Below are 26,768 nucleotides of genomic sequence, written 5' to 3' on the forward strand. Positions count from 1 at the left end.
TCCCGAGCCGGGCACCTTTCGCATGCCCGCGCATCCTATCGCCGACCCCCGCTGCGACAACGCGCCATCTGTCGCGCGCACGGCAGCGGACTATCCTTGCAACCCTAGATCCCCATCCAGAGTGCCGCTTGAACGCCCTCCCGCTCGGCCTTTGCGCAATCGCGCTTGCAGTTGCCGGCCACCCGCTGCTGGCCGCCGATGAACCCGCCCCCGCCACCACCACGCTCGCCCCGGTCTCGGTGCACGCCAGCGACACCATGGTGATGGAAACGCCCAGCGTGCAGGTGCGCGTCGCGCGCCAGAAGCTGCAGCAGCAGAACGTCACCGAAAGCGCCGACGCGTTGAAGTACGCGCCGAACATGCAGGTGCGCAAACGCTACATCGGCGATCCGAACGCGGTGATCAGCGGCCGCAACGCCGGCACCCTGCAGAGCGCGCGCAGCCTGGTCTACGCCGACGGCCTGCTGCTCTCCAACCTGATGACAAACGGCTGGGACGGCGCGCCGCGCTGGGGCATGGTGGCACCCGAGGAAATCGGCGCCGTCGACATCCAGTACGGGCCCTATTCCGCGCTGTACCCGGGCAACTCGCTGGGCGGCACCGTACTGATCCACACCGTGCTGCCACAGCAGCTGACGGCCAGCGTGAGCACCCAGTTCTTCAGCCAGGACTACCGCGACGCGTACGGCGCCGGCGGCCACTACAACGGCCACCAGGCCGCCGCCACGCTGGGCGACAAACAGGGTCGCTTCAGCTGGCTGCTGGAATTCAGCCGGCTCGACAACCGCGGCCAGCCGATGCAGTACGCCACCGCCAAGGCCGGCGGCGATGCGGCCGCGGCGGTGCCGGTCAGCGGCGCCGTGCTGGACCGCAACCCGAACGGCTCACCGCGGCTGGTGTATGGCGCCAACAGCATCGAACACACGGTGCAGGACCAGGCGAAACTGAAGGTCGGCGTGGACATCAACGAACAAGTTGCCGCGCTGTTCACCGTCGGCTGGTGGCACAACCGCGCCGAGGACCGCACCCGCAGCCTGATCCGCGACGCCGCCGGCAACCCGGTCGCCGGCGGCGTCATCAGCGCAGGCGGGCAGACCTGGACCTTGCCGGCCAGCGGCCTGGCGCCCTCCTCGGCCAACGATATCCACCTGCTGTACGGCATTGAGCTGAACGGCCGCCTCGACAACGGCTGGCGCTGGACCGCGGTGGCCAGCCACTACGACTTCCAGCGTTCGCAGGCCGCCACCGCCAACCTGGCCGAACCCGGCGCGCCCAGCGGCGGCCCCGGCACGATCGCCGACAAGGCCGGCTCCGGCTGGGACACCTTCGACCTGCGCAGTTCCGGCCCGCTCGGCGACCGCCACATGCTGTACGCCGGCGTGCACGGCGACCGCTACGTGCTGGACAGCCGCGTGCGCAACGCCAGCGACTGGCGCGGCGATGCCGACGGCGCGCAGGTCAGCGCGTTCGCCGGCCGCACGCAGACCCGCGCGCTGTACCTGCAGGACGTGTGGAGCTTCGCCGACGCCTGGGCGCTGACCCTCGGCGGCCGGCTGGAACAGTGGCGTGCCTACGGCGGCCTGCGCGCGAACGCGACCGACACGCTGCGCTACGCCGACCGCAAGCGCACCGACTTCTCGCCCAAGGCTGCGCTGAGCTGGGACCTCGCCGACGGCTGGGAACTGCGCCTGGCCCACGGCAAGGCGGTGCGCTACCCCACCGTGACCGAACTGTTCCAGGGCAGCCTGTCGGCCAACGCGATCGTCAACAACAACCCCGACCTCAAACCCGAGACCGACGAATCCACCGACCTCACGCTGACCCGCCATCTTGACCACGGCCACTGGCGCGTCTCGCTGTACCAGGACCGCATCGCCGACTCGCTGTACTCGCAGACCGACATCACCGTCACCCCCACCGTCACCAGCGTGCAGAACATCGACCAAATGCGCAGCCGCGGGATCGAGGGCGAGATCAACCTCACCGACCTCTGGCTGGACGGCCTCGACCTGCAAGCCAGCCTCGCCTACAACCATGCGAAGACGCTGCAGGATCGCCAGTATCCGCTGGCCAACGGCAAGACTTTCCCGCGCATCCCGAAGATCCGCGCCAGCGTGTTCGCCGACTACCGCTTCGCGCCGCGGTGGGACGCCTCGCTCGGCATCCGCCACTCCGGCCGCCAGTACGGCACGCTGGACAACAGCGACTACGTGGACAGCTACGGCGCGGTGAGCCGCTTCACCGTGGCCGACGCGAAGCTGCGCTGGAAATTCTCACCCGGCTGGACCGCCGCGCTCGGCGTCGACAACCTCACCAACGAACGTTACTGGGTCTACCATCCCTACGCCGGCCGCACCTGGTTCGGCGAGCTGCGCTGGGAGCTGTGATGCGCCGTCTGCTGATCGCCCTGCTCTGCCTGCTCTCGCCCGCGCTGCTGGCGCACGACGGCATGCGCATGGAGATGCCGAAAGGTCCCGAGCTGGGCGCCAGCGCCGCGTTCGACAGCCACGGCCGGCTGTGGCTGGTGGACACGGCGGACGGCCACGTGCGGCTGCGCCATTCCGACGACGACGGCCGCACGCTGAGCGCGCCGGTCGAAGTGAACGCCACGGCCGAGCGTATCTACGCCGAAGGCGAAAACCGCCCGAAGATCGCGTTCGGGCCGCACGACGAAATCTACGTGAGCTGGTCGCAGCCGCGCGCCGAACCATGGACCGGCTTCGTGCGCTTCGCCCGCTCGCTGGACCGCGGCGAACACTTCAGCGACCCGCTGACCGTGCACCACGACCGCGCCGAGATCACCCACCGCTTCGATGCGCTGGCGGTGGACGGCCGCGGCCGCATCGTGGTCGCGTGGATCGACAAGCGCGACCTGCTCGCCGCCGAGGCCCACGGCAAGCCGTACCTGGGTGCCGCGATCTACTACAGCTGGTCGGACGATGGCGGCGCCAGCTTCGCGCCCGAACGCAAGCTGGTCGACCAGAGCTGCGAGTGCTGCCGCATCGCGCTGGCGCGCACGCCCGATGGCGAGGTCGCCGCGTTCTTCCGCGGCATCTACGGCGACAACATCCGCGACCACGCGTACGCCGTGTTGCGTACGGACGGCCAAACCAGCCAGGTCGCCCGCGCCACCTTCAGCGGCTGGCAGATCGCCGGCTGCCCGCACCACGGCCCCGGCCTGGCGATCGACCGCGACGGCATCCGCCACGCCGTGTGGTACGAGGCCAAGGGCCAGCCCACGATCCGGTACGGCCAGCTCGATCCCGGCCACGCACCGAAACATCCGCTGGCGATCGCCGGTGCCGGCGCCAGCCATGCCGACGTGGCCGTGCACGGCCGCACCGTGTGGGTGGCCTGGAACCAGGTCGGCGCCGACGGCTACGCGCTGATGCTGCGCCGCTCGACCGACGACGGCGACCACTTCGATGCCCCACGCGAAATCGCCCGCAGCGGCGGCGCAGTGGGCTCGCCGCAACTGCTGCTGAAACAGGGCCGCGCGTTCGTGGCCTGGAACACCGCCGCCGGCTTCCGCCTGGTCGAGGTGCCGCGATGAAACGCCTGTTGTTCGCCTTCGCCCTGTGGCTGCCGGCGCTGGCCTGCGCCGGAACGCTGCAGCCGCTGGCCGCCGCCGACGTTCCTGCCCTGCTGCGGCCGCCGGCGCACGGCACGCGCATCGTCGCGCTGTGGTCGCTCGACTGCGCCTACTGCGAACCGAACCTCGAAGCGCTGGCCGCACTGCAACGCGCCGACCCGCGCGAAATCGAACTGGTCACCGTGACGACCGACAGCATCCAGTTGCACACGGCGATCGAGGCGCGTTTGCGCAGCATGAAGATGGACGGCTATCCCGCGCGCGCCTACACCGAAGCCTCGCCCGAACGCATCAACTTCCTGCTCGACCCGGACTGGGGCGGCGAAACCCCGCGTGTACTGGTGATCCGTGCCGACGGCAGCCGCCGCGGCATCAGCGGCGCGCTGACGCCCGCGCAGCTGCACAAACTCCTGCCCTGACCCGCCTCAGGGCTGCGCGACGCTATCGGCCGGCGCCGGCGCCGGCAACTCCGCGGTGCCGTCGTCCTCGTCGTCGTAGATCGCCACGTGCGGCACGCCGTCGGCGCCGATCCAGCCGCGGTACATGCCGTCGGTGTTGAACGGGATCGAGATGTGGCCTTCCGCGTCCAGCGCGATCGCGCCGCCGTTGCCGCCCATCGAGGGGATTTCCTGGTTGATCACTTCGGCGGCGGCGCGCTTCAGCGGCACGCGCATCTGGGTGACCTTCATGCAGATCTCGTGCGCGGCCACGGTGCGGATGTAGAACTCGCCCCAACCGGTGCCGGACACGGCGCAACCGCTGTTGGCGTAGGTTCCGGCGCCGATGATCGGCGAGTCGCCGATGCGGCCCCAGCGTTTGTCGGTCATCCCGCCGGTGGAGGTGCCGGCGGCGAGGCGGCCCTGCGCGTCCAGCGCCACCGCGCCGACCGTGCCGAAGTGTCTGGCCGTCTCGACGTCCGCATGCGGCTGCTTCGCGACATCCTCCTTCAGCGCCTTCTGCAGTTGCTGCCAGCGCTCCTCGGTGCGGAAGTACGCCGGGTCGACCAGGGCGATGCCCTGCTCCTTCGCGAATGCCTCGGCACCATCGCCGGACAGCATCACGTGCGGCGAGTGCTCCATCACCGCACGCGCCAGCAGGATCGGGTTCTTCACGCGCTGCACGCCAGCCACTGCCCCGGCACGCAGCGTGTTGCCGTCCATGATCGCCGCATCCAACTCGTTCTTTCCTTCGTGGGTGAACACCGCGCCCTTGCCCGCATTGAAGTTCGGATCGTCCTCCAGCACGGTGATCGCCGCGGCGACCGCATCCAGCGCGCTCTTGCCCGCCTTGAGCTGGGCGTAGCCATCCTGCAGCGCCTGGGTCATCGCCGCGCGCACCGCCTGCTCCTTCGCCGGCGTCACGTCGCGCTTGATCACGCCGGCGCCACCATGGATCACCAGCACGGGCGAAACGGCGGCGTGGCTCATGGCAGTGACTCCAAGGGTGGCAAGGGCAACAAGCAGATGACGCGGCTTCACGACACTCTCCCGATCGGTGACTGGGAGAGTATAGCCAGCCCCGCCTGTCACTTCGGCTCGAAGCGCACCTGCTTGCCGTCCAGCACCAGCTTCATGCCGATCAGATCGGCCACCTGCTGCAACGCCGTGCCCGCCGGCATGTCGTTGAACGACAGCGTGACGGGCGCACTGCCCAACGCGCCCGGGTTGACCAGCGTCCAGCCCGTTTTCGCCACTATCGACTCCGCCACCATGCGCGCCGTGCCGTTCTTGACGTGCTCGGTAACCTTCACCGGTGAGGCCTCGGCAATCACACGCGCTGGACAACCTGCTTGCGGCGTGAGATCGATGGCATACGTATGCTTGCCATCCACTGCAGTACCCGTCAAATGCTGCGTCTTGCCAAGCGCAGCGTGCAGCAGGTTATGCGCAACCGGCGACAGGCCGGTTCGGGTCACGGCAAGGTCGATGCGTACCTGCCCATCACCATCGGGTATGGTCGTAGTTTCCACCTCAAAGTCCCCAACGCTTGCCATCGCAACCTTGCCGGGCGCCGCACACAACGCGAAATCTGCAGCCTCCGTATGACGCTTGTGGCCGTCGTCGGTAGCCAGCTCGATCATCATGTCTAGCTGGTAATCGGTATTCTGGCTTTTCTGGATCGTATGCGGCACTTGAGGCGCAGTGACGGCATAGACCGAGCCGGCCACGGCAATGGCGAGTGCGAAGCCGGCGATCATTCCGGCATTTCGGCGACGGCGGTTCGGTGAAGGCAGTTTCAACATGGCGATACGCTCCGTGACGGGATGACGGGGTGACCAGGGGCAACCCACCGGCAGCGCGAACGCGGACGACTGGGTCTTCAACATCGCATTCGCATAACTGCGCCGCTGCGCACCGTGCTCACGCAACACCGCGGCGTCGCAGGCCAGTTCCTGATCGTGGCGCAGCGCGGCCAGCGCCCACCACGCCAGCGGGTGGAACCAGAACAGCGCGGCAAGGAGTCGCGCGAGCAGGCACCACCAGCCATCGCCACGGCGCGCATGGGCAACTTCGTGGGCGAGAACCAGTGCCTGCTCAATGGCGTCGTAGCGCTGTTCGAAATCGGCGGGCAGCACGATCCGGCTACGCCAGGCGCCAACCAACGCCGGCCCGACGTCCGTACCGCTGGCACGCAGTACCAGCCGCGGCGAGCGCAACCCATTCACCACCGAAGCACCGTGCAGGCGGGTGCGATAGCGCGACTGCGCGACTGCGGCCAGCCAGAGGCTGACGAGCATGCCCGACAACCAGAGCAGCGCCGCGCCGATGCGCCAGTCGATCACGCTTGCCGCCGTGGCGTATGCCGGCAACGTGGCCGTCACCGAAGTAATCGCGAACACCACCGGCGGCAACGCCGTGCTCGGCGCGTCGGCCGCATGCGGCAGCTGGCTGGCCAGCAGCGCCAGCGGCGGCAGCAGCCACAGCTGGAACGCGCGTTCGGTGCCGAACAGGCGCCGGCACGGCTTGCGCAGCGCGGCCACCAGCAGTGTGGCGGCGGTGAAGGCGAGGAGCAGCAGCCAGCCGCGGCCGAGCCAGTCGATCCCGATTCCATCCATTCCGGCCAGCTCAATGCTGTTCATCGTCGAGCTCCTTGAGCAGCTTGCGCAGTTCGGCGATGTCCTTCTTCGACAGCTTGCGCTGCTCGGAGAAGTGCGCCACCAGCGGCGCCACGCGTCCGCCGAACAGGCGATCGAGCAGGCCCTTGCTCTCCTGCTGGACGTATTGCTCGCGCGTCAGCAAGGGCGTGTAGAGATAACGGCGACCGTCGCGCTCGGCGTGCACGGCCTTTTTCCTGAGCAGGCGGTTGAGCAGGGACTTCACCGTGCCTTCCTGCCAGTCCTGCGCCGGACCGACTTCGGCCAGGATCTCCTCGGCCGTACGCGGCGCCGCACGCCACAACACGTCCATCACCACCGCTTCGGCTTCGCTGATTGCCATGGATCACCGTTTACGCGTGTAAGTGATATTATGTTTACACGCGTAAACTATCGCGTCAAGCGGTGCCTGCGTGTACCGCCGGAACGCGGCCGATTCCGGATTACAGGGTTACGCAATGCCGCAATGGGGCGACGTGCCCGGCCTGCCAGCTCCAGCGCTCGCCGGGCAACGGCGTGCCGTCTTCCGCCTGCGCAAACACCACCGCACTGCGCGGTGCCACGCGCAACGACATGCCGGCATGCAGGCCGAGCCTGGCCAGGTCGTCGGTGGCGACATCCGCCTCCAGGGTCTGGCGCAGCGAATCCACCACAAGCTCCAGGTGGGCGACGCTGCCGGCGGGATAGACGTGCCGCAGGCACGCCGTCCAGCCGGGCTGCGCGGCCGGTACGGCCAGCGCGAGATGCTCGGGCCGCACATAGGCGACCGCATGCTCGTACCGGCCACGCCAGGGATCGTCGCCCGGCGCCCAGCCGCCGGCTGCCAGCCGGCCTCTTTCGCGGCGCAACGGCAGCCGGTTGACCTTGCCGATGAACTCGCACACGAACGGCGTGGCCGGCTGCCGGTAGATCGCCGCGGGCGAACCGACCTGTTCGATCCGCCCGTGGTTCATCACCGCGATGCGGTCGGCCAGTTCCAGCGCCTCCTCCTGGTCGTGGGTGACGAACACCGTGGTCAGGCCAAGCTCCTCGTGCAGCTCGCGCAGCCAGCGGCGCAGGCTGACGCGCACCTGTGCGTCCAGCGCGCCGAACGGCTCGTCCAGCAGCAGCAGGTCAGGCTCCACCGCCAGCGCGCGGGCCAGCGCCACGCGCTGGCGCTGGCCGCCGGACAGCTGCGCCGGATAGCGGCTGCCGAAGCCGTCCAACTGCACGCGCTGCAGCAGCCGCTGCACCCGTGCCTCGATCTCGGCGCGCGGCGGGCGCGAGCGCCGCGGCCGCACGCGCAGGCCGAAGGCGATGTTCTCGGTCACGCTCAGGTGGCGGAACAGCGCGTAATGCTGGAACACCAGGCCGACGCCGCGTTCGCGCGCGTGCATCGCGAGGAAATCCTCGCCATCGCGCCGTACGCCGCCGCTGTCGGGATGGTCCAGCCCGGCCAGGATGCGCAGCAAGGTGGTCTTGCCTGAGCCGGACGGCCCCAGCAGGGCAAGGAACTCGCCCGGCGCGATCGTCAGGCTGACATCGTCCAGCGCGGCAAAGTCGCTGTAGCGGCGTCGCAGGCGGGAAAGTTCCAAAGTCATGCGGCGTCCTTCAGTGCCCGCCGGGCGCATGGGCGGCGATCTCGTTGCCATAGCGCCATTCCAGCAGGGTCTTCACGGCCAGCGTGACGAGCGCCAGCAGCGCGAGCAGCGAGGCCACCGCGAACGCGCCGGCAAAGTCGTATTCGTTGTAACGCATCTCCACTTCCAGCGGCATCGTGGTGGTCAACCCGCGGATGTGGCCGGACACCACCGACACCGCGCCGAACTCGCCCATCGCGCGGGCATTGCACAGCAGCACGCCGTACAGCAGCGCCCAGCGGATATTCGGCAAGGTGACCCGGAAGAACATCTGCCAGCCGTTCGCCCCAAGCACGCGCGCGGCCTGCTCCTCCTCGCTGCCTTGCGCCTGCATCAGCGGGATCAGTTCGCGCGCCACGAACGGCAGGGTGATGAACACGGTCGCCAGCACCAGCCCCGGCACGGCGAAGACGATGCGCACCCCGTGCGAGTCGAACCATGGCCCGAACCAGCCCTGCGCACCGAACAGCAGCACGTAGACCAGGCCGGCGATCACCGGCGACACCGAGAACGGCAGGTCGATGAGCGCGCCCAGCAGCGCCTTGCCGCGAAACTCGAAGCGCGCCATCAGCCACGCCGCCGCCACGCCGAACACCAGGTTGAGCGGCACCGCGACCGCCGCCACCAGCAGGGTCAGCCGGATCGCCGCCAGCGTTTCGGGCTGGCGGATGCTGGCCAGGCATGCGCGCACGCCGGCACGCAACGCCTCGATGAACACCGTCGCCAGCGGCAACAGCAGGAACAGCGCCATGAAGCCGACCGCCGCCAGCACCAGCGCGCTGCGCAGCAGTTGCCGCCAAGCGTCCGGCCGACGCGCGCTCATCGTGCCGGCTCCGTCCAGCGGCTGCTCCAGCGCTGCAGCAGCGTGATCGCCAGCAGCAGCACGAACGAGGCCAGCAGCATCACCACGCCGAGTGCGGCGGCGCCGGCGTAGTCGAACTGTTCGAGCTTCTGCACGATCAGCAATGGCGCGATCTCCGAGCGCATGGGGATGTTGCCGGCGATGAAGATCACCGAACCGTATTCGCCCACCGCGCGCGCCAGCGCCAGCGCAAAGCCGGTCAGCAGGGTCGGCAGCAGCAGCGGCAGGATCACCCGCAGGAAGGTCTGCCAGCGCCGCGCCCCCAGGCTCCCGGCGGCCTCCTCCACGTCGCGCTCGAGCGATTCGAGCACCGGCTGCAGCGTGCGCACCACGAACGGAAAGCCGACGAACACCATCGCCAGCAGCACGCCCAGCGGCGTGTACGCCACCTTGACGCCGAGCGTGGCGAGCCAGCCGCCGAGCCAGCCGTTCGGCGCGTACAGCGTGGTCAGCGCGATGCCCGCCACCGCCGTCGGCAAGGCAAACGGCAGGTCGATCAGCGCGTCGAACAGGCGCCGCCCCGGAAAGCGGTAGCGCACCAGCACCCACGCCACCAGCAGGCCGGCCAGCGCATTGATCGACGCCGCCAGCAATGCGCCGCCGAAGCTGAGCCTGAGTGCGCTCAGCGTGCGCGGCGACGCCAGCAGGTGCAGCAGGCCGGCGAAGCCGATGCCGGAGGCCTTCCACGCCAGCGCCGCCAGCGGCAGCAGCACGATCAGTCCGAGGTACGCCAGCGCGTAACCCAGGCTGAGGCCGAACCCCGGCAGGAGGCGGCGGCGCATGCGGCTCAACTGCCCGGACCGATCTGGTCGAAGATCGCGCCGTCGGCGAAGAACTTCGCCTGCGCCTGGCGCCAGCCGCCGAACACCTCGTCGATGGTGAAGGTGTTTACCTTGGGAAACTGCGCGGCGAACTGCTGCGCCACCTGCGGCGAACGCGGCCGGTAGAAGCGCCTGGCCTCGATCGCCTGGCCCTCGGGCGAGTACAGGAATTTCAGGTAGGCCTCGGCGACCGCGCGCGTACCGTGCTTGTCGGCATTCCGGTCCACCACCGCCACCGGCGGCTCGGCCAGGATGCTCACCGACGGCGCCACGATCTCGAACGTGTCCTTGCCGAGCTCGCGCTGCGCCAGCAGCGCCTCGTTCTCCCACGCCAGCAGCACGTCGCCGACGCCGCGCTGGGCGAAGGTATTGGTGGCGCCGCGAGCGCCTGTGTCGAGTACCGGCACGTGCTTGAACAGTTCGTGCACGTACGCGCGCGCCTTCGCCTCGTTGCCGCCCGGCTGCTTCAGCGCGTAGCCCCACGCTGCCAGGAAGTTCCAGCGCGCGCCACCGGAGGTCTTCGGGTTCGGCGTGATCACCTGCACGCCGGGCCTGATCAGGTCGGGCCAGTCCCGGATGCCCTTCGGATTGCCCTTGCGCACCAGGAACACGATGGTCGACGTGTACGGCGAGGCGTTCTGCGGCAGCCGCCGCTGCCAGTCCTTCGCCAGCAACCCGTGATCGGCGATGGCGTCGACGTCCCCGGCCAGCGCCAGCGTGACCACGTCGGCCGGCAGGCCGTCGGCCACCGAGCGCGCCTGCTTGCCCGAACCGCCATGCGACATCTCGATGGTGACGTTGTCGCCGTGCTGCGCCCTCCACTGCGCGGCAAAAGCCGCATTCACGTCGCGATAGAGTTCGCGGGTGGGGTCGTACGACACGTTCAGCAGGGTCACGTCCCTGGCGATCGCCGTCGTCGCCACCAGGGTTGCCGCGAGTGCCAGCCATGCAGGGAGCTTGATCATCGCCGTCTCCGGTCCGGTCGGGGAAGATCAGCCTATCGACTCGGCGCCCCGCTGCGAACTTGCGAAATGGCATATGGTTATGAGCGTCCGTACCGCGCCGGCGGACCGGCCTGCGACCTTGGTACCAGGCCGGCCGCGGCCAATCCGTCGTATCCTTGGCAGCTGACTCTCCCTGAGGAAGGCACGGCAATGGACAAGGTTTACCCCAGCGCGGCGAAAGCCCTCGATGGCCTGTTGTTCGATGGCATGACGATCGCCGCCGGTGGCTTCGGCCTGTGCGGCATCCCCGAGAACCTGATCGGCGCGCTGCTGGAGGCCGGCACCAAGGGGCTGACCATCGTCGGCAACAACGCCGGCGTGGACGATTTCGGCATGGGTCCGCTGCTGAAGACGCACCAGGTGAAGCGCGTCTTCGCGTCCTACGTGGGCGAGAACAAGGAATTCGAGCGCCAGGTGCTGGCCGGCGAGCTGGAACTGCACCTGACCCCGCAGGGCACCCTGGCCGAGAAGCTGCGCGCCGGCGGCGCCGGCATCCCCGGCTTCTACACCCGCACCGCGTTCGGCACCAAGCTGGCCGAGGGCAAGGAAACCAGGCGCTTCGGCGACAAGGAATACGTGCTGGAAGAGGCGATCCACGCCGACGTATCCATCGTCAAGGCGTGGAAGGGCGACGCCCACGGCAACCTGGTGTTCCGCGAGACCGCGCGCAACTTCAACCCGATGATCGCCACCTGCGGCAAGGCCTGCGTGGCCGAGGTGGAGCACCTGGTGCCGGTCGGCGAACTGGATCCGAACAACATCCATGTGCCGGGCATCTACGTCGATCGCATCGTGCAGGGCGCGAAGTACGAAAAGCGGATCGAGTTCCGCACGCTCGCCGGTGTCGCCGCGGGCAAGGAAAGCCCGGTCCGCGTGGCGATGGCCAGGCGCGCCGCGAAGGAGTTGCGCGACGGTTTCTACGTGAACCTCGGCATCGGCATTCCCACCATGGTGGCGAACTACATTCCGGAAGGCGTCAGCGTCACCCTGCAGTCGGAGAACGGCCTGCTCGGCATCGGCCCGTTCCCGACCGAGGACCAGCTCGACCCCGACCTGATCAACGCCGGCAAGCAGACCATCACCACCCTGCCCGGTTCCAGCTTCTTCTCCAGCGCCGACTCGTTCGCGATGATCCGCGGCGGCCACATCGACCTGTCGATCCTCGGCGGCCTGGAAGTGTCCGCCCACGGCGACCTGGCCAACTGGATGGTGCCGGGCAAGATGGTCAAGGGCCCGGGCGGCGCGATGGACCTGGTCAGCGGCGTCAAGCGCGTGGTGGTGCTGATGGAGCACTGCGCGAAAGACGGCAGCCCGAAGATCAAGACCGAGTGCGACCTGCCGCTGACCGGCAAGCAGGTGGTGGACCTGATCATCACCGACCTGTGCGTGTTCGAGGTGGAGAAGGGCAAGGGCCTGACCCTGATCGAACTCAACGACGGCGTCAGCCTCGGCGACGTGAAGGCGAAGACCGGTTGCACCTTCGCGGTGGCCCCGGCGCTGCAAGCTGGCTGACGCAAAGCTCTGCACGGGCGGACAGTGCCGCCCCATGAACCTATAAAGCGGATTCTGCCGAGCCATCGGCCGGCAGAGGGTGCGGAAAGCGGATGCGGGCGATGTTTTCCTGCCCGTAGCCTGTCTGCAGCTCCAGCGGCCATGCGAAGCGGTCGCTGATCCGCTGGGCAATGGCCAGCTCGAAACCGTGCCGGTCGACGCCATGAGCGCGCAGCGGGCGACCGCCGTCGCCAGACAGCTGCGGTGTCGTCCGGTTGCGCACGCTGACCACGCCGGGCAACACGCTGATCACCACGCTGCCCTGCTCGGTCTGCTGGCAGGCATTGCGAATCAGCTGCCAGCACAATACCGAGAACGCCTGCGGCGAGCCCTGCAGCGCAAAGCGGGCCGGCTCCTCCAGCACAAGCTCGATCGGCCGGCCGGACAGCAGTTCGCGGGCGGATTCCAATTCCTTGCTTAACGCGTCGTTGACGACGAAATACTGGTCGTCGGCCGAAGCGTCCGTCTCGCGCGCGAGGATCAGCAGCGCCTGCACCAGCACTTCCATCTCGCGGGTGGCACGCTTGATCCGGCGCACCGAGCGCACGCCGAAATCGCTGAGGCCCTCCTCCTCGCCGAGCATGTCGACCGACATCTTGATCACGGTGAGCGGGCTGCGCAGCTCGTGGCTGGCATCGCGGGTGAAGCTGCGCTCGCGCTGGTTGTAACTGGCCAGGCGCATGGCGAAACCGTGCAGCCCCTGCGCCAGCGAAGCCACGTCGGCGTCGGTGTGGGTGGCCAATTGCGCCAGGTTCAGCGACTCCGGATCCGGCGACTGGCCATCCCAGCGGTTCACCAGCCGGGCCAAGGCACGCACCGGCCGCCACTCGCGCCGGGTGGCCAGCCAGGCGAGGCCGGTGGTGATCACGATCACCGCAATCACGATGGCCGTGGGAACAACGCCGTAGATGCCCAGGATGCAGACGACGGCGACGATCAGGAACTGCAGTGCGAACACCCGCGCAATGCGCCGGCGAAAGGCACCCACACGAAAGGTGACTGCTTTGACCCTGCTATCCATTACCTGTGTGCGCCTACCTGTATGCGCGTGTCGATGTCAGGCCGTCTGGGGCGAAGAGGCCACTTCCGATTCGAGATCCGCGAGACGATAGCCAGCCGAATGGATCGTGTGTAGCAGGGGTCGCGCGAAGGGTTTGTCGATGACCCGGCGCAGGTTGTACAGATGCGAGCGCAAGGTGTCCGAGTCGGGTAGCGTATCACCCCAGATCTCGCGCTCGATGTCGCGCCGGCTGACCACCCGCGGCGACTCGCGCATCAGGATCGCCAGCAGCTTCAGGCCGATCGGCGACACGGTCAGTTCCTGGCCGTCGCGGGTGAGGCGCAGCGTGGCGGTATCCAGGGTCATGTCGCCGACGCTGAGCACCTCGGTGGAGACCTGGCGGCGGTCGCGGCGGATCAGCGCGCGCAGCCGCGCCTCCAGCTCGCGCACCTCGAACGGCTTCACCAGGTAATCGTCGGCGCCGGCCTCGAGCCCGGACAGCTTGTCCTCCAGCGTGTCGCGGGCGGTCAGCATCAGTACCGGCGTGGACTTCTTGGCCTCCTTGCGCAGCTTGCGGCAGACCTCCAGCCCATCCAGGCCCGGCAGCATCAGGTCCAGCACCAGCACGTCGTAGCTGTTGGACACGGCCAGGTGCAGGCCGCTGACCCCGTCGGCGGCATAGTCGACCGAATAACCGCGCCGCTCCAGGAACTCGCCCACCATTTCGGCAATCTGGCGGTTGTCCTCGACCAGCAGAATCAATCCCGCTTGCTCGTCATGTACGGTCATATCGTCCTCCTTGCCATGATTTCACATACGTGAAAATCTAAGCGGCGACCGGGTGAGGGTAGCGTGAAACAGGAAAACGAGGTTCAGAGCAGGTTCTGTTTGCCACCGCTCAATGCAGCAGCGGCCGCAGCGGTTTCCAGACGGTGTCCAGCACCCGCGGCTGGGCGCTGGCGACCGGATGCAGGCCATCGTCCTGCATCAGCGCGGGATTGAGTGCGATTCCCTCGAGCAGGAACGGCACCAGTGCGGTACGGCGGGTCCGCGCCAGGTCGGCATAGACCGCGCGCAGACCGTCGCGGTATTGCGGCCCGTAGTTCACCGGCAGCTCGATGCCGACCAGCAGCACGCGCACCTTCGCTTTTTGCGCCGCCGCGATCATCGCGTCCAGGTTCGCGCGCAGGGCCGGCAGCGGCAGGCCGCGCAAACCGTCGTTGGCGCCCAGTTCCAGCACCAGCACGCCCGGCCGGTACTTCGCCAGCAGCGCAGGCAGGCGGTTGCGCCCGCTCAGCGAGGTCTCGCCGCTGATGCTGGCATTGATCGCGGTCCATTTCGGCACCATCTGGTTGAGACGCGCATCCAGCAGATGCACCCAGCCGGCCTCGACCGGGATGTTGTGCGCGGCGGACAACGAATCACCCAGGACCAGCACGGTTTTCGGCGCCGCCGCCTGGGCGCCGCCGATGCCACACAGAAAAACCAGCAACCACAGGCATCGACGCATGAGTGATTCTTCCCGGCCTCTTCTTGAAGCCTGCGATGTTAGCAAGTCGGTCAACGGCCCCGAGGGGAGACTGGAGATCCTCAGCCAGGTCAGCCTGCAGGTGCGGCCAGGCGAGAGTTTCGCCATCGTCGGCGCCTCCGGTTCCGGCAAGACCACCCTGCTCGGCCTGCTGGCCGGGCTGGACACGCCGGACGGCGGCAGCATCGCGCTGGACGGCCACGCATTGCAGCAGCTGGACGAGGAGGCCCGCGCCGACCTGCGCCGGCGCCTGGTCGGCTTCGTGTTCCAATCGTTCCACCTGCTGCCCGCGCTGACCGCCGAGGAAAACGTGATGCTGCCGCTGGAACTGGAAGGCAGCAGCGATGCACGCCAGCGCGCGCGCGACGCGCTCGAAGCGGTAGGGCTGGGCGCGCGGCGGCGGCACTACCCGGCTCAGCTCTCCGGCGGCGAACAGCAGCGCGTGGCGATCGCCCGCGCGTTCGTGCACGGCCCGCGCGTGCTGTTCGCCGACGAACCCACCGGCAACCTCGACCAGCGCACCGGCCACCACATCTGCGACCTGCTGTTCGCGCTGAACCGCGACCACCACACCACCCTGGTGCTGGTCACCCACGACGCGACCCTGGCCGCGCGTTGCGACCGCCGGATCGAGCTGGAGGAAGGCCGCGTCGTCTCATCCGGCACGGACGCGCAGGCATGAAGATGCTGCTGCTCGCCCTGCGCAGCCTGCGCCGCGAATGGCACCTGCCGGAACTGCGCACGCTGGCCGCCTCGCTGGTGCTGGCGGTGGTGGCGCTGGGCGTGGTCGCCACGCTGGCGACGCGGATCGAACGCGGCATGCTGGCCAGCGCCGCCGAACTGATCGGCGGCGACATCGGCGTGTCGTCGCCGCAGGCCCTGCCGCAGGCGTTCGCCGACAAGGCGCGCCAGGACGGCCTGCAACTCGCCCGTACCGCCGGCTTCCCCAGCGTGGCGTTCGCCCACCAGCAGACCCAGTTGCTCGACGTGCAGGCGGTCGATGCGCGCTATCCCCTGCGCGGCAAGCTGGAGCTGCGCGATGCCGCCGGCCGCACGCGCAACGGCCACGCCCCGGCCGCGGGCGAGGTCTATCTCGACCATCGCGCCCTGGTGGCGCTGGGCCTCCAGGTCGGCCAGCCGCTGCAACTCGGCGGGCGCGAGCTGACCATTGCCGCCGAACTGCTGCGCCAGCCCGACGGCGGCGAGCTGCTGGCGCTGGCGCCGCGCGCGCTGATGAGCCTGGCCGACGCCGAACAAGCCGGCCTGCTCGGCGTCGGCAGCCGCGCCCGCCACCGCCTGCTGCTGGCCGGCGCGCCGACGGCGGTGCAGGCCTGGCGCGACTGGGCGCAGGCGACCGCACTGCCGCAGGGCGCCGAGCTGATCACGCCGGAGCAGACCCAGGAACGCATGCGCACGTCGTTCGACCGCGCCGGTGCGTTCCTGCGCCTCACCGCCCTGCTGTCGGCGCTGCTGGCCGGCATCGCGATAGCGCTGTCCGCGCAGCGCTACGCGCGGCGCAAGACCGCCGAAGTGGCGCTGCTGCGTGCGCTGGGCACACCGCGCCGGCGCGTGCTGGGCCTGCTGCTGGGCACGCTGGGCGCCCTCGCCGTGCCGGCCGCCGCGCTCGGCATGCTGCTCGCTCTGGGCTTGTCGCAACTGGCCTGGCTGCTGGCCAGCCAGCTGTTCGGCAACGTGCCGACCGTACTGCCGCTGGCGCCGTCGTTCGCCGCCGCCGCGATGGGCATCGCCGTGCTGGTCGGCTTCGCATTGCCGCCGCTGGCGCGGCTGGCCGAGGTGCCCCCGGTGGCGGTGTTCCGCCAGAGCATGCAGCGGCGGGTACGGCGTTTCGATGCGCTGTACCTGATCCCCGCGCTGGTGGCGCTGGGCCTGATCTGGAGCCAGAGCAGCTCGCTCACCCTGGCCGGCATACTCGCCGCCAGCCTGCTCGGCGTGGCCTCGATCGCGGCACTGCTGGCCGGAGCGCTGCTGTGGCTGGCCCGGCGCATTGCGCCGGGCGCACACCCGGCATTGCGGCTGGGCCTGGCCGCATTGGCGCGGCGACCTGCGCTGAGCGTGATCCAGGCCACCGCGCTAAGCCTGGGCCTGTGCGCGCTGCTGTTGCTGGCGATCGTGGCGCCGGCGCTGCTGCAGGGCTGGCGCCAGGAGCTGCCGGCGGATACGCCGAACTGGTTCGCGCTGAACCTGCAGGACGACCAGCGCGCCGGCTTCGAGCAGGCACTGGCCAGGACCGGCGGCGACCAGCTCAACATGCTGCCGCTGGCGGTGGGCAAGCTCACCGCGATCAACGGCCGCCCGATCGACCAGCTCGCCTTTGCCGACGAGCGCGCGAAGGACTGGACCGACCGCCAGCTGCGGCTGTCCTGGTCCGCCGAACTGCCGCCCGCGAACGACGTGATCGCCGGCCGCTGGCAGGGCGCGCAGCCGGCCCAGGCCGAGGTGTCGATCGACACCATGTGGCGCGACATGTTCGCGCTGAAGCTGGGCGACACGCTGCGCTTCGACGTGGGCGAAGGCAGCATCGACGCGAAGGTCAGCAGCGTGCGCAAGGTCGACTGGAGCTCGTTCCGCGTCAACTTCTTCCTGCTGCTCGACCCGGCCCACGCCGGCGAGCTGCCGCACACCTGGCTGGCCAGCTTCCACCTGCCGCGCGGGCACGCCAGCGAACTCGCGCAGCTGTCGCGCGACTACAGCAACCTCAGCCTGGTCGACGTCGACTCGCTGCTCGATCGCGTGCGCGAGATCGTCGACCGGGTCGGCAACGCGGTGCGCTGGATCCTCGGCTTCAGCCTGCTCGCCGGCGCGCTGGTACTGGCCGCCGCGCTGGCCGCCAGCGCCGCCGAGCGCCGCCACGAAGCCGCCCTGCTGCGCACGCTGGGCGCACGCCGCGCGCAATTGCGCGTGGCCGCCGCCTGCGAGTTCGCCCTGCTCGGCCTGGTCGCCGGCCTCACTGCCTCGCTCGGTGCCGCTGGCGCGGGCTTGTGGCTGGGCCAGGCGGTATTCCACATCGAAAACTTCGTGCCGCCGCTGTGGCCGCTGCTCGGCGGCGCCGCGGGCGCGGCACTCGTGGTGATGCTGCTGGGCCTGGCCGGCACCCGCAAGGTCAGCCGCACGCCGCCGATGCGGTTGTTGCGTGAGGGCTGAAGGCAGCAGACCCCCGTCCGGGCGGCCATCGCCACCACAACGAAGCCATGCGAGACTGGCAGCCGCGACGCACGCGCCGCGGTTTCGCCAGGCCATCCTGCCATTTCCAACTTCAGCCATGAGAGTCCGCCATGCTCGGCGTCGTACTGCTTTTTGTCGGTGTCATCCTGATCGTCAACGGACTGACCCTCGCCGGACGCATCGAGGCGAAGGAAGCCGCCCTGCTCAACCTGCTGGTCGGCAGCCTCTCGGCATTCGCCGCCGTGCTGGGCGCCATCCAGGCCTCCACGCCGGCGGATTTTCTCGCCGTGGGTTCGGGCCTGCTGTTTGCGTTCACTTACCTGTACGTGGCCGGCGTGCACTGGTTCAAGCTGAGCGGCACCGGGCTGGGCTGGTACTGCCTGTTCGTCGCGATCACCGCGCTGCCCCTGAGCTGGGACGCGTACACCCTCGGCGAGCTGCGCATGGCCGGCATCTGGCTGATCTGGTCGAGCCTGTGGCTGCTGTTCTTCATCGACCTGTGCACCGGCGTGCTGGTGAAACGCTTCCTCGCGCCTTATGCGGTGATCGTGGGGATCGTCACCTGCTGGATACCCGGCATGCTCATGCTGCTGGCGCGCTGGTGATGCCCGGCCGTCCGGTTCACTGAAAAGCACCCCGATGCAGGGCATGCACGATGATGGCGTGGTTTCCAGGTCCGCGTTGAAACCATGAATCCACCCACGCCAAAGCCACCCGGTTGGGCCCGGCACCTGCAGAACGAGTGGCTGCTGCTGGTGTTCGCGCTGCTGGCGCTGGCGCTTGCCGTGCTTGATCCCCGTCCCGCGAGCGACTACCGGCGCTGGCTGCAGTTGCCGACATTGGCCGGCCTGATGGGCCTGTTGATCGCGATCCAGGGCATCCGCGACAGCGGCCTGGTGCAGCACGCGGCCGTGGCCGTGGTGGCACGCGCGCATTCGCTGCGCAGCCTGGGCCTGCTGCTGGTGTCCGCGACGGCGCTGCTGTCGATGGTGCTGACCAACGACGTGAGCCTGTTCCTGATCGTGCCGCTGACCCTGGCAATCGGCAGTGTCTCCAACCTGCCGGTGCTGCGCATGGTGGTGCTGGAGGCGCTGGCGGTGAACGCAGGTTCCACCCTCAGCCCGATCGGCAACCCGCAGAACCTGCTGCTGTGGCAGCACTCGCAGCTGCCGTTCCTGCACTTCGCGGCGGCCATGCTGCCGGCGGCGGCGGTGATGTTCGTGCTGGTGGCGGCGTTCGCCTGGCTGTGGCTGCCACGCGACCGGGTGGCTCTGATACCCGAACGGATCGACAGTACGGTGACATCGGCCCGCCTCGGCGCGTGCTCGATGGCCGCGCTGGTCGGCATGGTGCTGCTGATGGAACACGGCCAGGCGCCGCTGGGCGCGCTGCTGTTGCTGGCGCTGTTCGCGCTGCTGGCGCAGTCGAGCCTGGCGCGGATCGACTGGCTACTGCCGCTCACGTTCGCCGCGATCTTCCTGGGCCTCGGCCATTTCGCGAACCTGCCCCTGGTGCACCAGGCGCTGGACCGGCTCGACTTCGGCCAGCCGCTGACGCTGTACGCCAGCGGCATCGTCGCCTCGCAGCTGATCAGCAACGTGCCGGCGACGGTGCTGCTGCTGGAGCGCACGCCCGACGCGATCGCGCTGGCGGTGGCGGTGAACGTGGGCGGCTTCGGCGTGGCGATCGGTTCGCTGGCGAACCTGATCGCGCTGCGCCTGGCGAAGCAGCCGCATGGGCTGCGGCTGCTGCACCTGGTGTCGATTCCGTTCCTGCTGGTGTGCGCGCCGCTGGTGTACCTGGCCTGGCGCTGGCTGGGCTGACGTCAATCGTCGTCGTGCGGCACGCTGACCTTGCCCTTCACGCCGGAGTGGTTGACGTCGCCGCTGCCCTTGGCGCCGAGGCTGAAATCGCCGCCGACGTCGCTAACGCCGAGATCGCCCGAACCCAGCGTATCGGCATGCACGCTGCCGCCGACGTTGCGCAACGTGACGTCGCCGGAGCCGATGCTTCCGATGCGGGCGTCGCCCTTGATGCCTTCGGCCTTGAAGTCGCCGGAGCCCACCGAACCCAGGTCCAGGCTGCCGATGTCGGTGGCACTGACGTCGCCCGAACCCACGCTGGTGCCGAACTTGCCGGATACCTGGCGCACGTGCAGGTCGCCCGAGCCCACATTGGTCTGCAGCTGCTGCACACCGCTAACGTCGGCGTCGCCGGAACCTACCCGCACGGTGACCGGCAGGTTCGCCGGCAGTTGCACGGTGACATCGAGGCTCGAATAGGAACTGCCGCCGAACAGGCTGAAACTGAAACCGCCGGTGTTGCCGATGTCGATCAGCAGCTGGTCGCCTTCGCGCCGCTGGGTGACCTGCAGCTTGTCCAGCATCGCCTGTTCGGAGGCGCAGGCGCGGCCGGTGAGGGTGAGGCCCCTGGCGTTGTCGCTGCCGGTCAGGTGCAGGTCCTGGCTGTTCACGTCGATCTGCACGCTGCGCACGCCGGCCAGGTCGAGCTGCAGGTTGCGCGGCGCCTCGTACTTGCACGGGCTGGCGGCGAAGGCGGCGAGTGGAGCGAGCAGCAGGGCTGCGGTGAAAAGACGGCGCATGGAACTCTCCTTGGGTGGTCGACCTGGCTGAGATGCGGCCAGCGGCAAAAGGGTTGCAAGCCTGACGGAAGCATGAACGCGCCGGTCAACGCGCCGCAGCCGGCCGCGTTTTCCAGTCTACCTACCGAGGAGACACACCATGCACCGCAAAACCCTGCTTGCTTCCGCGCTGGCCGTGCTGATCGCCGGATCGACTTCGTTCGTGATGGCCCAGAATACGCCGCCCCCGCCGTCGTCGGCTCCGTCCGCGATGGCCGGCAAGGACATGCGCGCGCATCACGGCGACCGTGACCACGGCATGCGCATGCACCGCTTCGACCATCAGCGCAGCGGCGTGATCGGCGACCTGCGCGGCCTGGAGCGGCTGTACATGCAAGCCGGCCGCAGCAAGGAGATGGCGTCGGTCTACAACGACGTGCTGGCCAGGTCGCAGGATCCGCGCGTGCGCGACTACGTCTACAAGCGCCTGGCCCGCCTGCAGGCGCAGCCGGTCAACGTCGACCAGGCGATCGCCACGCTGCGCAAGGGGCTGGACGAGAACCTTGCCAACGAGGCGAAGATGCGTGCCGAGCGCGAAAAGATGCGCGCCGCCTGGCAGCAGCACCGTGCCGACAAGACGGTACCGGCGGCCAAGTAACTTCCACGAAAGGCCACGACCTGCGCGATGGCCAGGCGCCATCGCGCAGGTTCAGGGCTTGCGTTCCGTCTGCTTGGCGCGCTGCCACAGCTGTTCCTGCTCGCCCAGCGTGCGTTCGTCGAACGCCGTGCCGTCGGCCGCCGCCAGCTGCTCCATCTGCCGGAAGCGCCGTTCGAATTTCGCATTGGCATGCCGCAACGCCTGCGAGAAATCGACGCCGGCATGACGTGCCAGGTTCACCATCACGAACAGCACGTCGCCGATCTCGTCCTGCAAGCGCGCCGGGTCGGCGCCGTCGGCGAATTCCGCGCGCACCTCGTCCACTTCCTCGGCCAGCTTGGCCAGTACCGGCGCGGGATCGGGCCACGCGAATCCGGTGGCCGCGGCGCGCTGCTGCAGCTTCTGCGCGCGCTTCCATTCCGGCAGACCGGCCGAGATGCCCGCCAGCGCGCTGGCGTCGGCCGGCTCGCCCTTGTCTGCGCGTTCGGCCGTCTTGATCTCTTCCCAAGCCTGTATCTGCGCCGCCAGGTCGGCATAGCGCACGTCGCCGAAAACGTGCGGATGGCGCCGCAGCATCTTGGCGCTGATCGCGTGGGCGACGTCGGCAAAATCGAACAAGCCCTGCTCGGCCGCCATCTGCGCATGGAACACCACCTGCAGCAGCAGGTCGCCCAGCTCGTCGCGCAGGTCGTGCCAGTCGCGGCGGTCGATCGCGTCGGCGACCTCGTAGGCTTCCTCGATCGTGTACGCCGCGATCGAGGCGAAATCCTGCTGCACGTCCCACGGGCAACCGCGCTCGGGATCGCGCAGGCGTGCCATGATCGCGAGCAGGTCGTCCAGGCTGTGCCGGGACGGTTCGCTCATGGCGCCTGCAACCGCGCGGCCCAGTCGATCGTGCCGTCGCCGACGGCGATGAATTCGGGATTCAGCAGCGACTCGCCGCGGTTGTAGCGGAACGGCTGGCCGGCCAGGTCGAGCACCGCGCCGCCGGCCTCGTCCAGCACGCATTGCGCGGCGGCGGTGTCCCATTCGCTGGTGAGGCCGAGGCGCAGGTAGACGTCCGCCGCACCGCGCGCGATCAGGCAGAATTTCAGCGACGAGCCCAGCGGCACCAGTTGGTAGTCGCTGCCGATCAACCGCTCCAGCACGCTGCCCTGCGCGCCGCCATGCGAACGGCTGCCGGCCACCAGCGGCGGTCTCCCCAACGGGCGCGTGTGGATGCGCTGCCAGGAATCATCGGCCCGCATCTGCAGCCAGGCGCCCTGCCCCAGCGCGGCGACATACAGCTCGCCGCTGACCGGCGCCAGCACCACGCCGAGCACGCTGCGACGATCGTCGATCAGGGCGATGTTGACGGTGAACTCGCCGTTGCGCTTGACGAACTCGCGGGTGCCGTCGAGCGGATCGACCAGCCAGTAGCGCGACCAGTGCCGGCGCTCGGACCACGGCAGGGTCTTCGCTTCTTCCGACAGCACCGGCAGTACCGGCTCGAGCGCGGCCAGGCCGGCCATGATGACGTGCTGGGCGGCCAGGTCGGCGGCGGTCAGCGGCGACGCGTCCGCCTTGGTCTGCACCGCGAAATCGCTGTGGTAGACATCGAGGATGGCTGCGCCGGCGGCGCGGGCAATCGCGCCAACCTGCCGGGCCAGTTCGGGCGGCGTATTTCCGGGCGGCGTGCTCATGTGCGCTGGAAGCGCCCGGCGAGATACTCGCGGGCCATGAACAGCGCGGCGATCGAACGCCCTTCGGTCACGTCGTCGCGGCCGAGCAGGGTATGCAGTTCGGACATCTTCCACGGCACCACTTCGAGTTCTTCCGGCTCGTCGCCGGCCAGTTTCTCGGGATACAGGTCCTGCGCCAGCACCACGTGCGCCATGTGCGTCATGTACGACGGCGACAGCGACAGGTTGTGCAGGATCTTCAGCCTGTGCGCGCCGTAGCCGACCTCCTCCTTCAGCTCGCGCTCGGCAGCCTGCTCGGCGGTTTCGTCCTGATCCAGCCGGCCCTTCGGCAGGCCGAGTTCGTAGCGGCCGACGCCGCCGCCATACTCGCGCACCAGCAGCACGGTGTCGTCGTCCAGCATCGGCACGATGATCACCGCGCCCAGGCCGCTGCCTTTCAATCGTTCGTAGGTGCGGCGCACGCCGTTGGAGAACTCCAGGTCGAGCTGTTCGACCTGCAGAAACCGGCTGTCGCTGACGTCACGCGTGGCATGGATGATCGGTAGCTTGGGCATCCACGCATTCTAGCTCGGGCCGATCAACGCCGCAGGCGCTGCAGTGCCTGTGCGTGGATCGCCGGCGTGCCGGCCAGCACGCTGCGCGTATCCAGCGTCGGCGGCGCGCCGTCCAGGTCGGTGAACACGCCGCCGGCTTCACGCACGATCACCGCCAGCGCGGCGACGTCGAGGATGTTCACGTCCGACTCGATCACCAGGTCCAGGCTGCCGCGCGCCAGCAGGTGGTAATGGCAGAAATCGCCGTAGCCGCGGATGCGGTTCGAGTCGCGGATCAGCGCGCCCAGCGCGGTCCAGCGGGCGTCGCCGGTGAGCGTCCTGACGTTGCCGGTCGAGATCGAGGCCTGCGCCATCTGCGCCGTGTCCGCCACGCGCACGCGCTCGCCGTCGAGCCACGCGCCATCGCCGGCACTGGCCCACATCGTCTCGCCGTAGACCGGCGCGCTGGACACGCCCAGCACCAGCTCGTCGCCGTCCATCAGCGCGATCTGGGTGGAGAAGAACGGCGTGCGCCGCACGAAGCTCTTGGTGCCGTCGAGCGGATCGACCAGCCACAGCAGGCCGCCGCGCTCGCCGTCCAGACCGAACTCCTCGCCATAGATCGACGCCTGCGGCAGCGCCATCTGGAGAATCCGTCGGATCGCCTGCTCGGCCTCGCGGTCGGCGATCGTCACCGGGGTCGCGTCGGACTTCAGCTCCACCTCGACGCCGCGCCGCCAGTAGTGCCTGATCACCTCGGCCGCGGCCGCGGCGGCCTCGCGGGCGGCCGCCAGGGCCGTTGCGGCGATATCCGGGTTCATACTGTCTCGCGTCCTTCAGTTCGTGGATGGGGCCGGCGCGCTGCCGGCCAGTCCGCCGCGGCGCTGGATGCGCACGCTGCCGTCAGCCGCCGGCGGACCCAGCCTGGCCAGCCAGCGGCGCAATGCCGGGCCAGTCTGTCGGGCGCGCAGCGTCGCGTCCAGTCGCCAGCCAAGCGGGCTCAGCTGCAGTTTGCCGTCGACGTGCAGCGGGCCGTGCCCGTCATCGTGCAGTTGCGCCCGGATCACGCCACCTTGCGCACGTGCCTGTGCCTGCAGCGTGCCCAGCGCCACGTCGCCGTCGCGCGTATGCATGACCGCCTGCGGCCATTGCGCCTGCGCCTGCAGTTGCATGGGCCAGCCGCCCTGCAGCAGGGCGTGGTCGATCGTCACCTGCAGCTCGCCGCGTGGCTGCCCCCAGGGCGACGCCGCGCCATGGACCGACGCCGATAGCTCTGCACGCACATTCGCGCCGCTCACTTCGACCTGGCCGTCCGGCAGCCGCCGGACCCCGCCGGAAAACGCGAGTTGAGGCCCTTCGAATTGCAACTGCAACCGCACCTGCCCGAGCAGGGCCCGACGCGACAACTGCCACTGCAGTTGCCCCAGCGCCTGCCCGTCGGCGGCCACGACCTCGCCGGCCCGGCCACGCCACAGCGTGCCCTGCACCTGCTGCAGATGCAGTCCGTGCAGCTGCGGCTCGATCCACGGCACCGCCCAGCGCGCCAGCAGGAACCACAGCAGCACGGCGGCGGCCAGCGTCAGCGCTCCGAGGCCGATCAGGCATTTTCGCAGTGGCTTCAAGCATCGATTCCCGGGATGGTCCATGCGCGGACTTGAGCGCCCGCCACGCAACGCCGATGATAGCCGGATGAACAACTCCGCAAGCGGCAACGCCGCGCTCGCCGAGCGCGACCTGCGACGCGTCTGGCATCCCTGCACGCAGATGCACGACCACGAGAGCGTACCGATGGTGCCGATCGTGCGCGGCGAAGGCGCCTGGCTGATCGACGCCGACGGCCGGCGCTACCTGGACGGCATCAGTTCGTGGTGGACCAACCTGTTCGGCCACGCCAATCCGCGCCTCGCCGCCGCGCTGGCCGAGCAGGCGCGCACGCTGGAACACGTGATCTTCGCCGGCTTCACCCACGAACCGGCGGTCGAACTGGCCGAGGAACTGGTGCGGATCACCCCGCCCGGGCTGGATCGGGTGTTCTACGCCGACAACGGTTCGGCGGCGATCGAAGTGGCGCTGAAGATGAGCTTCCACTACTGGCTCAACCGGGGCCATGGCGAGAAGACCCGCTTCATCGCGCTGACCGGCAGCTATCACGGCGAGACGCTGGGCGCGCTCTCGGTCAGCGACGTGGCGCTGTATCGCAAGACCTACGCGCCGCTGTTGCTGACCCCGTTCCTGGCGCCGTCGCCGGACGCCTACGAAGGCGAGCCCGGCGAGTCGCCGGAACAGACGGCCAAACGCCGTCTAGGCGAACTGCGCACGCTGCTGGAACGCCACGCACACGAGACCTGCGCGGTGATCGTCGAGCCGCTGGTGCAGTGCGCCGGCGGCATGCGCATGTATCACCCCGGCTACCTGACCGGCCTGCGCGCGCTGTGCGACGAGTTTGCGGTGCACTTCATCGCCGACGAGATCGCGGTGGGCTTCGGCCGCACCGGCACGCTGTTCGCCTGCGAACAGGCCATGGTGTCACCCGATTTCATGTGCCTGTCGAAAGGCCTCACCGGCGGCTTCCTGCCGCTGTCGGCGGTGCTCACCAGCGAGCGGATCTACCAGGCGTTCTACGCCGAGTACAGTGCCGGCAAGGCGTTCCTGCATTCGCACAGCTACACCGGCAATCCGCTGGCCTGCCGCGTGGCGCTGGAGACGCTGGCGATCTTCCGCGACGAGCCGGTACTGGAACGCAACCGCCAGCTGGCCGCCCACCTGGCTCGCCGGCTGGAGCCGCTGCGCGCGCATCCGCACGTCGCCGACGTGCGCCAGACCGGCATGATCGCGGCGATCGAGCTGGTCGCCGACAAGGCCGGCCGGCGAACGTATCCCGCGGAGGAACGGCGCGGCCTGCGCGTCTACCTGCACGGCCTGCAGCACGGCGTGCTGCTGCGCCCGCTCGGCAACGTGGTGTATTTCATGCCGCCCTACGTGGTCGACGCGTCGGACATCGATCTGCTGGTCGACACCGCGATCGCCGGGGTCGAGCGCGCCGTCGCGGACTGAATCCGG

Annotated in this window: 26 protein-coding genes; 10 read left to right on the forward strand and 16 right to left on the reverse strand. The window is 69.2% G+C overall.

Translation table 11 applies throughout. The features are described from left to right. Positions 1-128: 128 nt before the first annotated feature. The 3 genes from KK131_RS04690 to KK131_RS04700 are packed head-to-tail and all read left to right on the forward strand — an operon-like array spanning position 129 to position 4,011. Positions 129-2,387 carry a TonB-dependent receptor gene (locus KK131_RS04690; protein ID WP_214555533.1) on the forward strand — a complete coding sequence of 753 codons (2,259 nt, stop codon included), beginning with the start codon at positions 129-131 and terminating at the stop codon, positions 2,385-2,387. Beyond that, positions 2,387-3,553 (forward strand): sialidase family protein, encoded by a 1,167-nt coding sequence (locus tag KK131_RS04695; RefSeq protein ID WP_214555534.1) that lies wholly within the window; start codon positions 2,387-2,389, stop codon positions 3,551-3,553. The genes KK131_RS04690 and KK131_RS04695 overlap by 1 nt, the downstream gene beginning before the upstream one ends. Further along, entirely contained in the window at positions 3,550-4,011 is a 462-nt protein-coding gene (locus KK131_RS04700) for a hypothetical protein (RefSeq protein ID WP_214555535.1), read from the forward strand. The genes KK131_RS04695 and KK131_RS04700 overlap by 4 nt, the downstream gene beginning before the upstream one ends. Positions 4,012-4,017: 6 nt before the next feature. Here KK131_RS04700 and KK131_RS04705 read toward each other — a convergent pair whose 3' ends face one another. From KK131_RS04705 to KK131_RS04735, 7 genes are all read right to left on the reverse strand, one after another. Beyond that, positions 4,018-5,019: an isoaspartyl peptidase/L-asparaginase gene (locus KK131_RS04705; RefSeq protein ID WP_214555536.1), complete on the reverse strand. Its 1,002-nt coding sequence runs from the start codon at positions 5,017-5,019 to the stop codon at positions 4,018-4,020. A 98-nt stretch (positions 5,020-5,117) separates the two neighbouring features. Continuing rightward, positions 5,118-6,671, reverse strand: a complete 1,554-nt coding sequence (locus KK131_RS04710) for a M56 family metallopeptidase (protein ID WP_214555537.1) — start codon at positions 6,669-6,671, stop codon at positions 5,118-5,120. Then, positions 6,658-7,029, reverse strand: a complete 372-nt coding sequence (locus KK131_RS04715) for a BlaI/MecI/CopY family transcriptional regulator (RefSeq protein WP_214555538.1) — start codon at positions 7,027-7,029, stop codon at positions 6,658-6,660. Before KK131_RS04715 ends, KK131_RS04710 begins: the two co-directional genes overlap by 14 nt. Positions 7,030-7,129: 100 nt before the next feature. Then, entirely contained in the window at positions 7,130-8,266 is a 1,137-nt protein-coding gene (locus KK131_RS04720) for a TOBE-like domain-containing protein (protein ID WP_214555539.1), read from the reverse strand. Between the two features lie 10 nt (positions 8,267-8,276). Continuing rightward, positions 8,277-9,128, reverse strand: coding sequence for a sulfate ABC transporter permease subunit CysW (gene cysW / locus KK131_RS04725; protein ID WP_214555540.1), 852 nt, complete (start codon positions 9,126-9,128; stop codon positions 8,277-8,279). After that, positions 9,125-9,949 carry a sulfate ABC transporter permease subunit CysT gene (gene cysT / locus KK131_RS04730; RefSeq protein ID WP_214555541.1) on the reverse strand — a complete coding sequence of 275 codons (825 nt, stop codon included), beginning with the start codon at positions 9,947-9,949 and terminating at the stop codon, positions 9,125-9,127. Before cysT ends, cysW begins: the two co-directional genes overlap by 4 nt. Positions 9,950-9,954: 5 nt before the next feature. Further along, entirely contained in the window at positions 9,955-10,953 is a 999-nt protein-coding gene (locus KK131_RS04735) for a sulfate ABC transporter substrate-binding protein (protein ID WP_214555542.1), read from the reverse strand. Between the two features lie 189 nt (positions 10,954-11,142). Between KK131_RS04735 and KK131_RS17720 the strand changes: the two genes are divergently transcribed. Further along, complete coding sequence (locus KK131_RS17720) at positions 11,143-12,504, forward strand: 3-oxoacid CoA-transferase (protein WP_214555543.1); 1,362 nt, start codon at positions 11,143-11,145, stop codon at positions 12,502-12,504. A 40-nt stretch (positions 12,505-12,544) separates the two neighbouring features. Here KK131_RS17720 and KK131_RS04745 read toward each other — a convergent pair whose 3' ends face one another. From KK131_RS04745 to KK131_RS04755, 3 genes are all read right to left on the reverse strand, one after another. Continuing rightward, entirely contained in the window at positions 12,545-13,564 is a 1,020-nt protein-coding gene (locus KK131_RS04745) for a HAMP domain-containing sensor histidine kinase (RefSeq protein ID WP_214555544.1), read from the reverse strand. 36 nt (positions 13,565-13,600) lie between these two features. Beyond that, positions 13,601-14,332, reverse strand: a complete 732-nt coding sequence (locus KK131_RS04750) for a response regulator transcription factor (RefSeq protein ID WP_214555545.1) — start codon at positions 14,330-14,332, stop codon at positions 13,601-13,603. A gap of 109 nt (positions 14,333-14,441) precedes the next feature. Then, a complete protein-coding gene (locus tag KK131_RS04755) occupies positions 14,442-15,053 on the reverse strand; it encodes an arylesterase (protein WP_214555546.1) in 612 nt (203 codons plus the stop codon). Here KK131_RS04755 and KK131_RS04760 point away from each other — a divergent pair. From KK131_RS04760 to KK131_RS04775, 4 genes are all read left to right on the forward strand, one after another. Next, positions 15,052-15,753 carry an ATP-binding cassette domain-containing protein gene (locus KK131_RS04760; protein ID WP_214555547.1) on the forward strand — a complete coding sequence of 234 codons (702 nt, stop codon included), beginning with the start codon at positions 15,052-15,054 and terminating at the stop codon, positions 15,751-15,753. The genes KK131_RS04755 and KK131_RS04760 overlap by 2 nt on opposite strands. Then, complete coding sequence (locus tag KK131_RS04765) at positions 15,750-18,233, forward strand: FtsX-like permease family protein (RefSeq protein WP_214555548.1); 2,484 nt, start codon at positions 15,750-15,752, stop codon at positions 18,231-18,233. The genes KK131_RS04760 and KK131_RS04765 overlap by 4 nt, the downstream gene beginning before the upstream one ends. A 131-nt stretch (positions 18,234-18,364) precedes the next feature. After that, positions 18,365-18,859, forward strand: a complete 495-nt coding sequence (locus KK131_RS04770; RefSeq protein ID WP_214555549.1) for an AmiS/UreI family transporter — start codon at positions 18,365-18,367, stop codon at positions 18,857-18,859. An 84-nt stretch (positions 18,860-18,943) separates the two neighbouring features. Continuing rightward, positions 18,944-20,077 carry an SLC13 family permease gene (locus tag KK131_RS04775; RefSeq protein WP_214555550.1) on the forward strand — a complete coding sequence of 378 codons (1,134 nt, stop codon included), beginning with the start codon at positions 18,944-18,946 and terminating at the stop codon, positions 20,075-20,077. A gap of 2 nt (positions 20,078-20,079) precedes the next feature. Here KK131_RS04775 and KK131_RS04780 read toward each other — a convergent pair whose 3' ends face one another. Then, positions 20,080-20,856, reverse strand: a complete 777-nt coding sequence (locus KK131_RS04780) for a DUF4097 family beta strand repeat-containing protein (RefSeq protein WP_214555551.1) — start codon at positions 20,854-20,856, stop codon at positions 20,080-20,082. Between the two features lie 139 nt (positions 20,857-20,995). On the opposite strand from KK131_RS04780, the gene KK131_RS04785 reads away from it, so the two are divergent. Continuing rightward, positions 20,996-21,493, forward strand: a complete 498-nt coding sequence (locus KK131_RS04785; RefSeq protein ID WP_214555552.1) for a hypothetical protein — start codon at positions 20,996-20,998, stop codon at positions 21,491-21,493. 51 nt (positions 21,494-21,544) lie between these two features. Here KK131_RS04785 and mazG read toward each other — a convergent pair whose 3' ends face one another. From mazG to KK131_RS04810, 5 genes are read right to left on the reverse strand one after another with little or no spacing between them, the layout of a single operon-like run. After that, on the reverse strand, positions 21,545-22,357 hold the full coding sequence (gene mazG, locus KK131_RS04790) for a nucleoside triphosphate pyrophosphohydrolase (protein ID WP_214555553.1): 813 nt from the start codon (positions 22,355-22,357) through the stop codon (positions 21,545-21,547). Next, complete coding sequence (cysQ, locus tag KK131_RS04795; RefSeq protein WP_214555554.1) at positions 22,354-23,175, reverse strand: 3'(2'),5'-bisphosphate nucleotidase CysQ; 822 nt, start codon at positions 23,173-23,175, stop codon at positions 22,354-22,356. Before cysQ ends, mazG begins: the two co-directional genes overlap by 4 nt. Then, entirely contained in the window at positions 23,172-23,729 is a 558-nt protein-coding gene (nudE, locus tag KK131_RS04800) for an ADP compounds hydrolase NudE (RefSeq protein WP_214555555.1), read from the reverse strand. Before nudE ends, cysQ begins: the two co-directional genes overlap by 4 nt. Positions 23,730-23,752: 23 nt before the next feature. Continuing rightward, the gene (locus tag KK131_RS04805) at positions 23,753-24,529 is read right to left on the reverse strand and encodes an inositol monophosphatase family protein (protein WP_214555556.1); all 777 of its coding nucleotides are present in this window, start codon (positions 24,527-24,529) and stop codon (positions 23,753-23,755) included. A gap of 15 nt (positions 24,530-24,544) precedes the next feature. Continuing rightward, a complete protein-coding gene (locus KK131_RS04810; protein WP_214555557.1) occupies positions 24,545-25,330 on the reverse strand; it encodes a type II secretion system protein N in 786 nt (261 codons plus the stop codon). A 67-nt stretch (positions 25,331-25,397) separates the two neighbouring features. Here KK131_RS04810 and KK131_RS04815 point away from each other — a divergent pair, with 67 nt between their 5' ends. Beyond that, entirely contained in the window at positions 25,398-26,762 is a 1,365-nt protein-coding gene (locus tag KK131_RS04815) for an adenosylmethionine--8-amino-7-oxononanoate transaminase (protein ID WP_214555558.1), read from the forward strand. Positions 26,763-26,768: the final 6 nt, after the last annotated feature.

This window comes from Rhodanobacter sp. LX-99, assembly GCF_018599185.1.
Lineage (GTDB): Bacteria > Pseudomonadota > Gammaproteobacteria > Xanthomonadales > Rhodanobacteraceae > Rhodanobacter.

Coding starts and splice junctions, on each gene's coding strand:
- KK131_RS04700 (WP_214555535.1), top strand. CDS start 3,550: ATGAAACGCCTGTTGTTCGCCTTCGCCCTGTGGCTGCCGGCGCTGGCC.
- KK131_RS04720 (WP_214555539.1), bottom strand. CDS start 8,266: ATGACTTTGGAACTTTCCCGCCTGCGACGCCGCTACAGCGACTTTGCC.
- cysW (WP_214555540.1), bottom strand. CDS start 9,128: ATGAGCGCGCGTCGGCCGGACGCTTGGCGGCAACTGCTGCGCAGCGCG.
- KK131_RS04715 (WP_214555538.1), bottom strand. CDS start 7,029: ATGGCAATCAGCGAAGCCGAAGCGGTGGTGATGGACGTGTTGTGGCGT.
- cysT (WP_214555541.1), bottom strand. CDS start 9,949: ATGCGCCGCCGCCTCCTGCCGGGGTTCGGCCTCAGCCTGGGTTACGCG.
- KK131_RS04770 (WP_214555549.1), top strand. CDS start 18,365: ATGCTCGGCGTCGTACTGCTTTTTGTCGGTGTCATCCTGATCGTCAAC.
- KK131_RS04760 (WP_214555547.1), top strand. CDS start 15,052: ATGAGTGATTCTTCCCGGCCTCTTCTTGAAGCCTGCGATGTTAGCAAG.
- KK131_RS04780 (WP_214555551.1), bottom strand. CDS start 20,856: ATGCGCCGTCTTTTCACCGCAGCCCTGCTGCTCGCTCCACTCGCCGCC.
- KK131_RS04735 (WP_214555542.1), bottom strand. CDS start 10,953: ATGATCAAGCTCCCTGCATGGCTGGCACTCGCGGCAACCCTGGTGGCG.
- KK131_RS04765 (WP_214555548.1), top strand. CDS start 15,750: ATGAAGATGCTGCTGCTCGCCCTGCGCAGCCTGCGCCGCGAATGGCAC.
- KK131_RS04710 (WP_214555537.1), bottom strand. CDS start 6,671: ATGAACAGCATTGAGCTGGCCGGAATGGATGGAATCGGGATCGACTGG.
- KK131_RS04750 (WP_214555545.1), bottom strand. CDS start 14,332: ATGACCGTACATGACGAGCAAGCGGGATTGATTCTGCTGGTCGAGGAC.
- KK131_RS04775 (WP_214555550.1), top strand. CDS start 18,944: ATGAATCCACCCACGCCAAAGCCACCCGGTTGGGCCCGGCACCTGCAG.
- cysQ (WP_214555554.1), bottom strand. CDS start 23,175: ATGAGCACGCCGCCCGGAAATACGCCGCCCGAACTGGCCCGGCAGGTT.
- KK131_RS04745 (WP_214555544.1), bottom strand. CDS start 13,564: ATGGATAGCAGGGTCAAAGCAGTCACCTTTCGTGTGGGTGCCTTTCGC.
- KK131_RS04695 (WP_214555534.1), top strand. CDS start 2,387: ATGCGCCGTCTGCTGATCGCCCTGCTCTGCCTGCTCTCGCCCGCGCTG.
- KK131_RS17720 (WP_214555543.1), top strand. CDS start 11,143: ATGGACAAGGTTTACCCCAGCGCGGCGAAAGCCCTCGATGGCCTGTTG.
- KK131_RS04785 (WP_214555552.1), top strand. CDS start 20,996: ATGCACCGCAAAACCCTGCTTGCTTCCGCGCTGGCCGTGCTGATCGCC.
- KK131_RS04805 (WP_214555556.1), bottom strand. CDS start 24,529: ATGAACCCGGATATCGCCGCAACGGCCCTGGCGGCCGCCCGCGAGGCC.
- KK131_RS04755 (WP_214555546.1), bottom strand. CDS start 15,053: ATGCGTCGATGCCTGTGGTTGCTGGTTTTTCTGTGTGGCATCGGCGGC.
- KK131_RS04705 (WP_214555536.1), bottom strand. CDS start 5,019: ATGAGCCACGCCGCCGTTTCGCCCGTGCTGGTGATCCATGGTGGCGCC.
- mazG (WP_214555553.1), bottom strand. CDS start 22,357: ATGAGCGAACCGTCCCGGCACAGCCTGGACGACCTGCTCGCGATCATG.
- KK131_RS04815 (WP_214555558.1), top strand. CDS start 25,398: ATGAACAACTCCGCAAGCGGCAACGCCGCGCTCGCCGAGCGCGACCTG.
- nudE (WP_214555555.1), bottom strand. CDS start 23,729: ATGCCCAAGCTACCGATCATCCATGCCACGCGTGACGTCAGCGACAGC.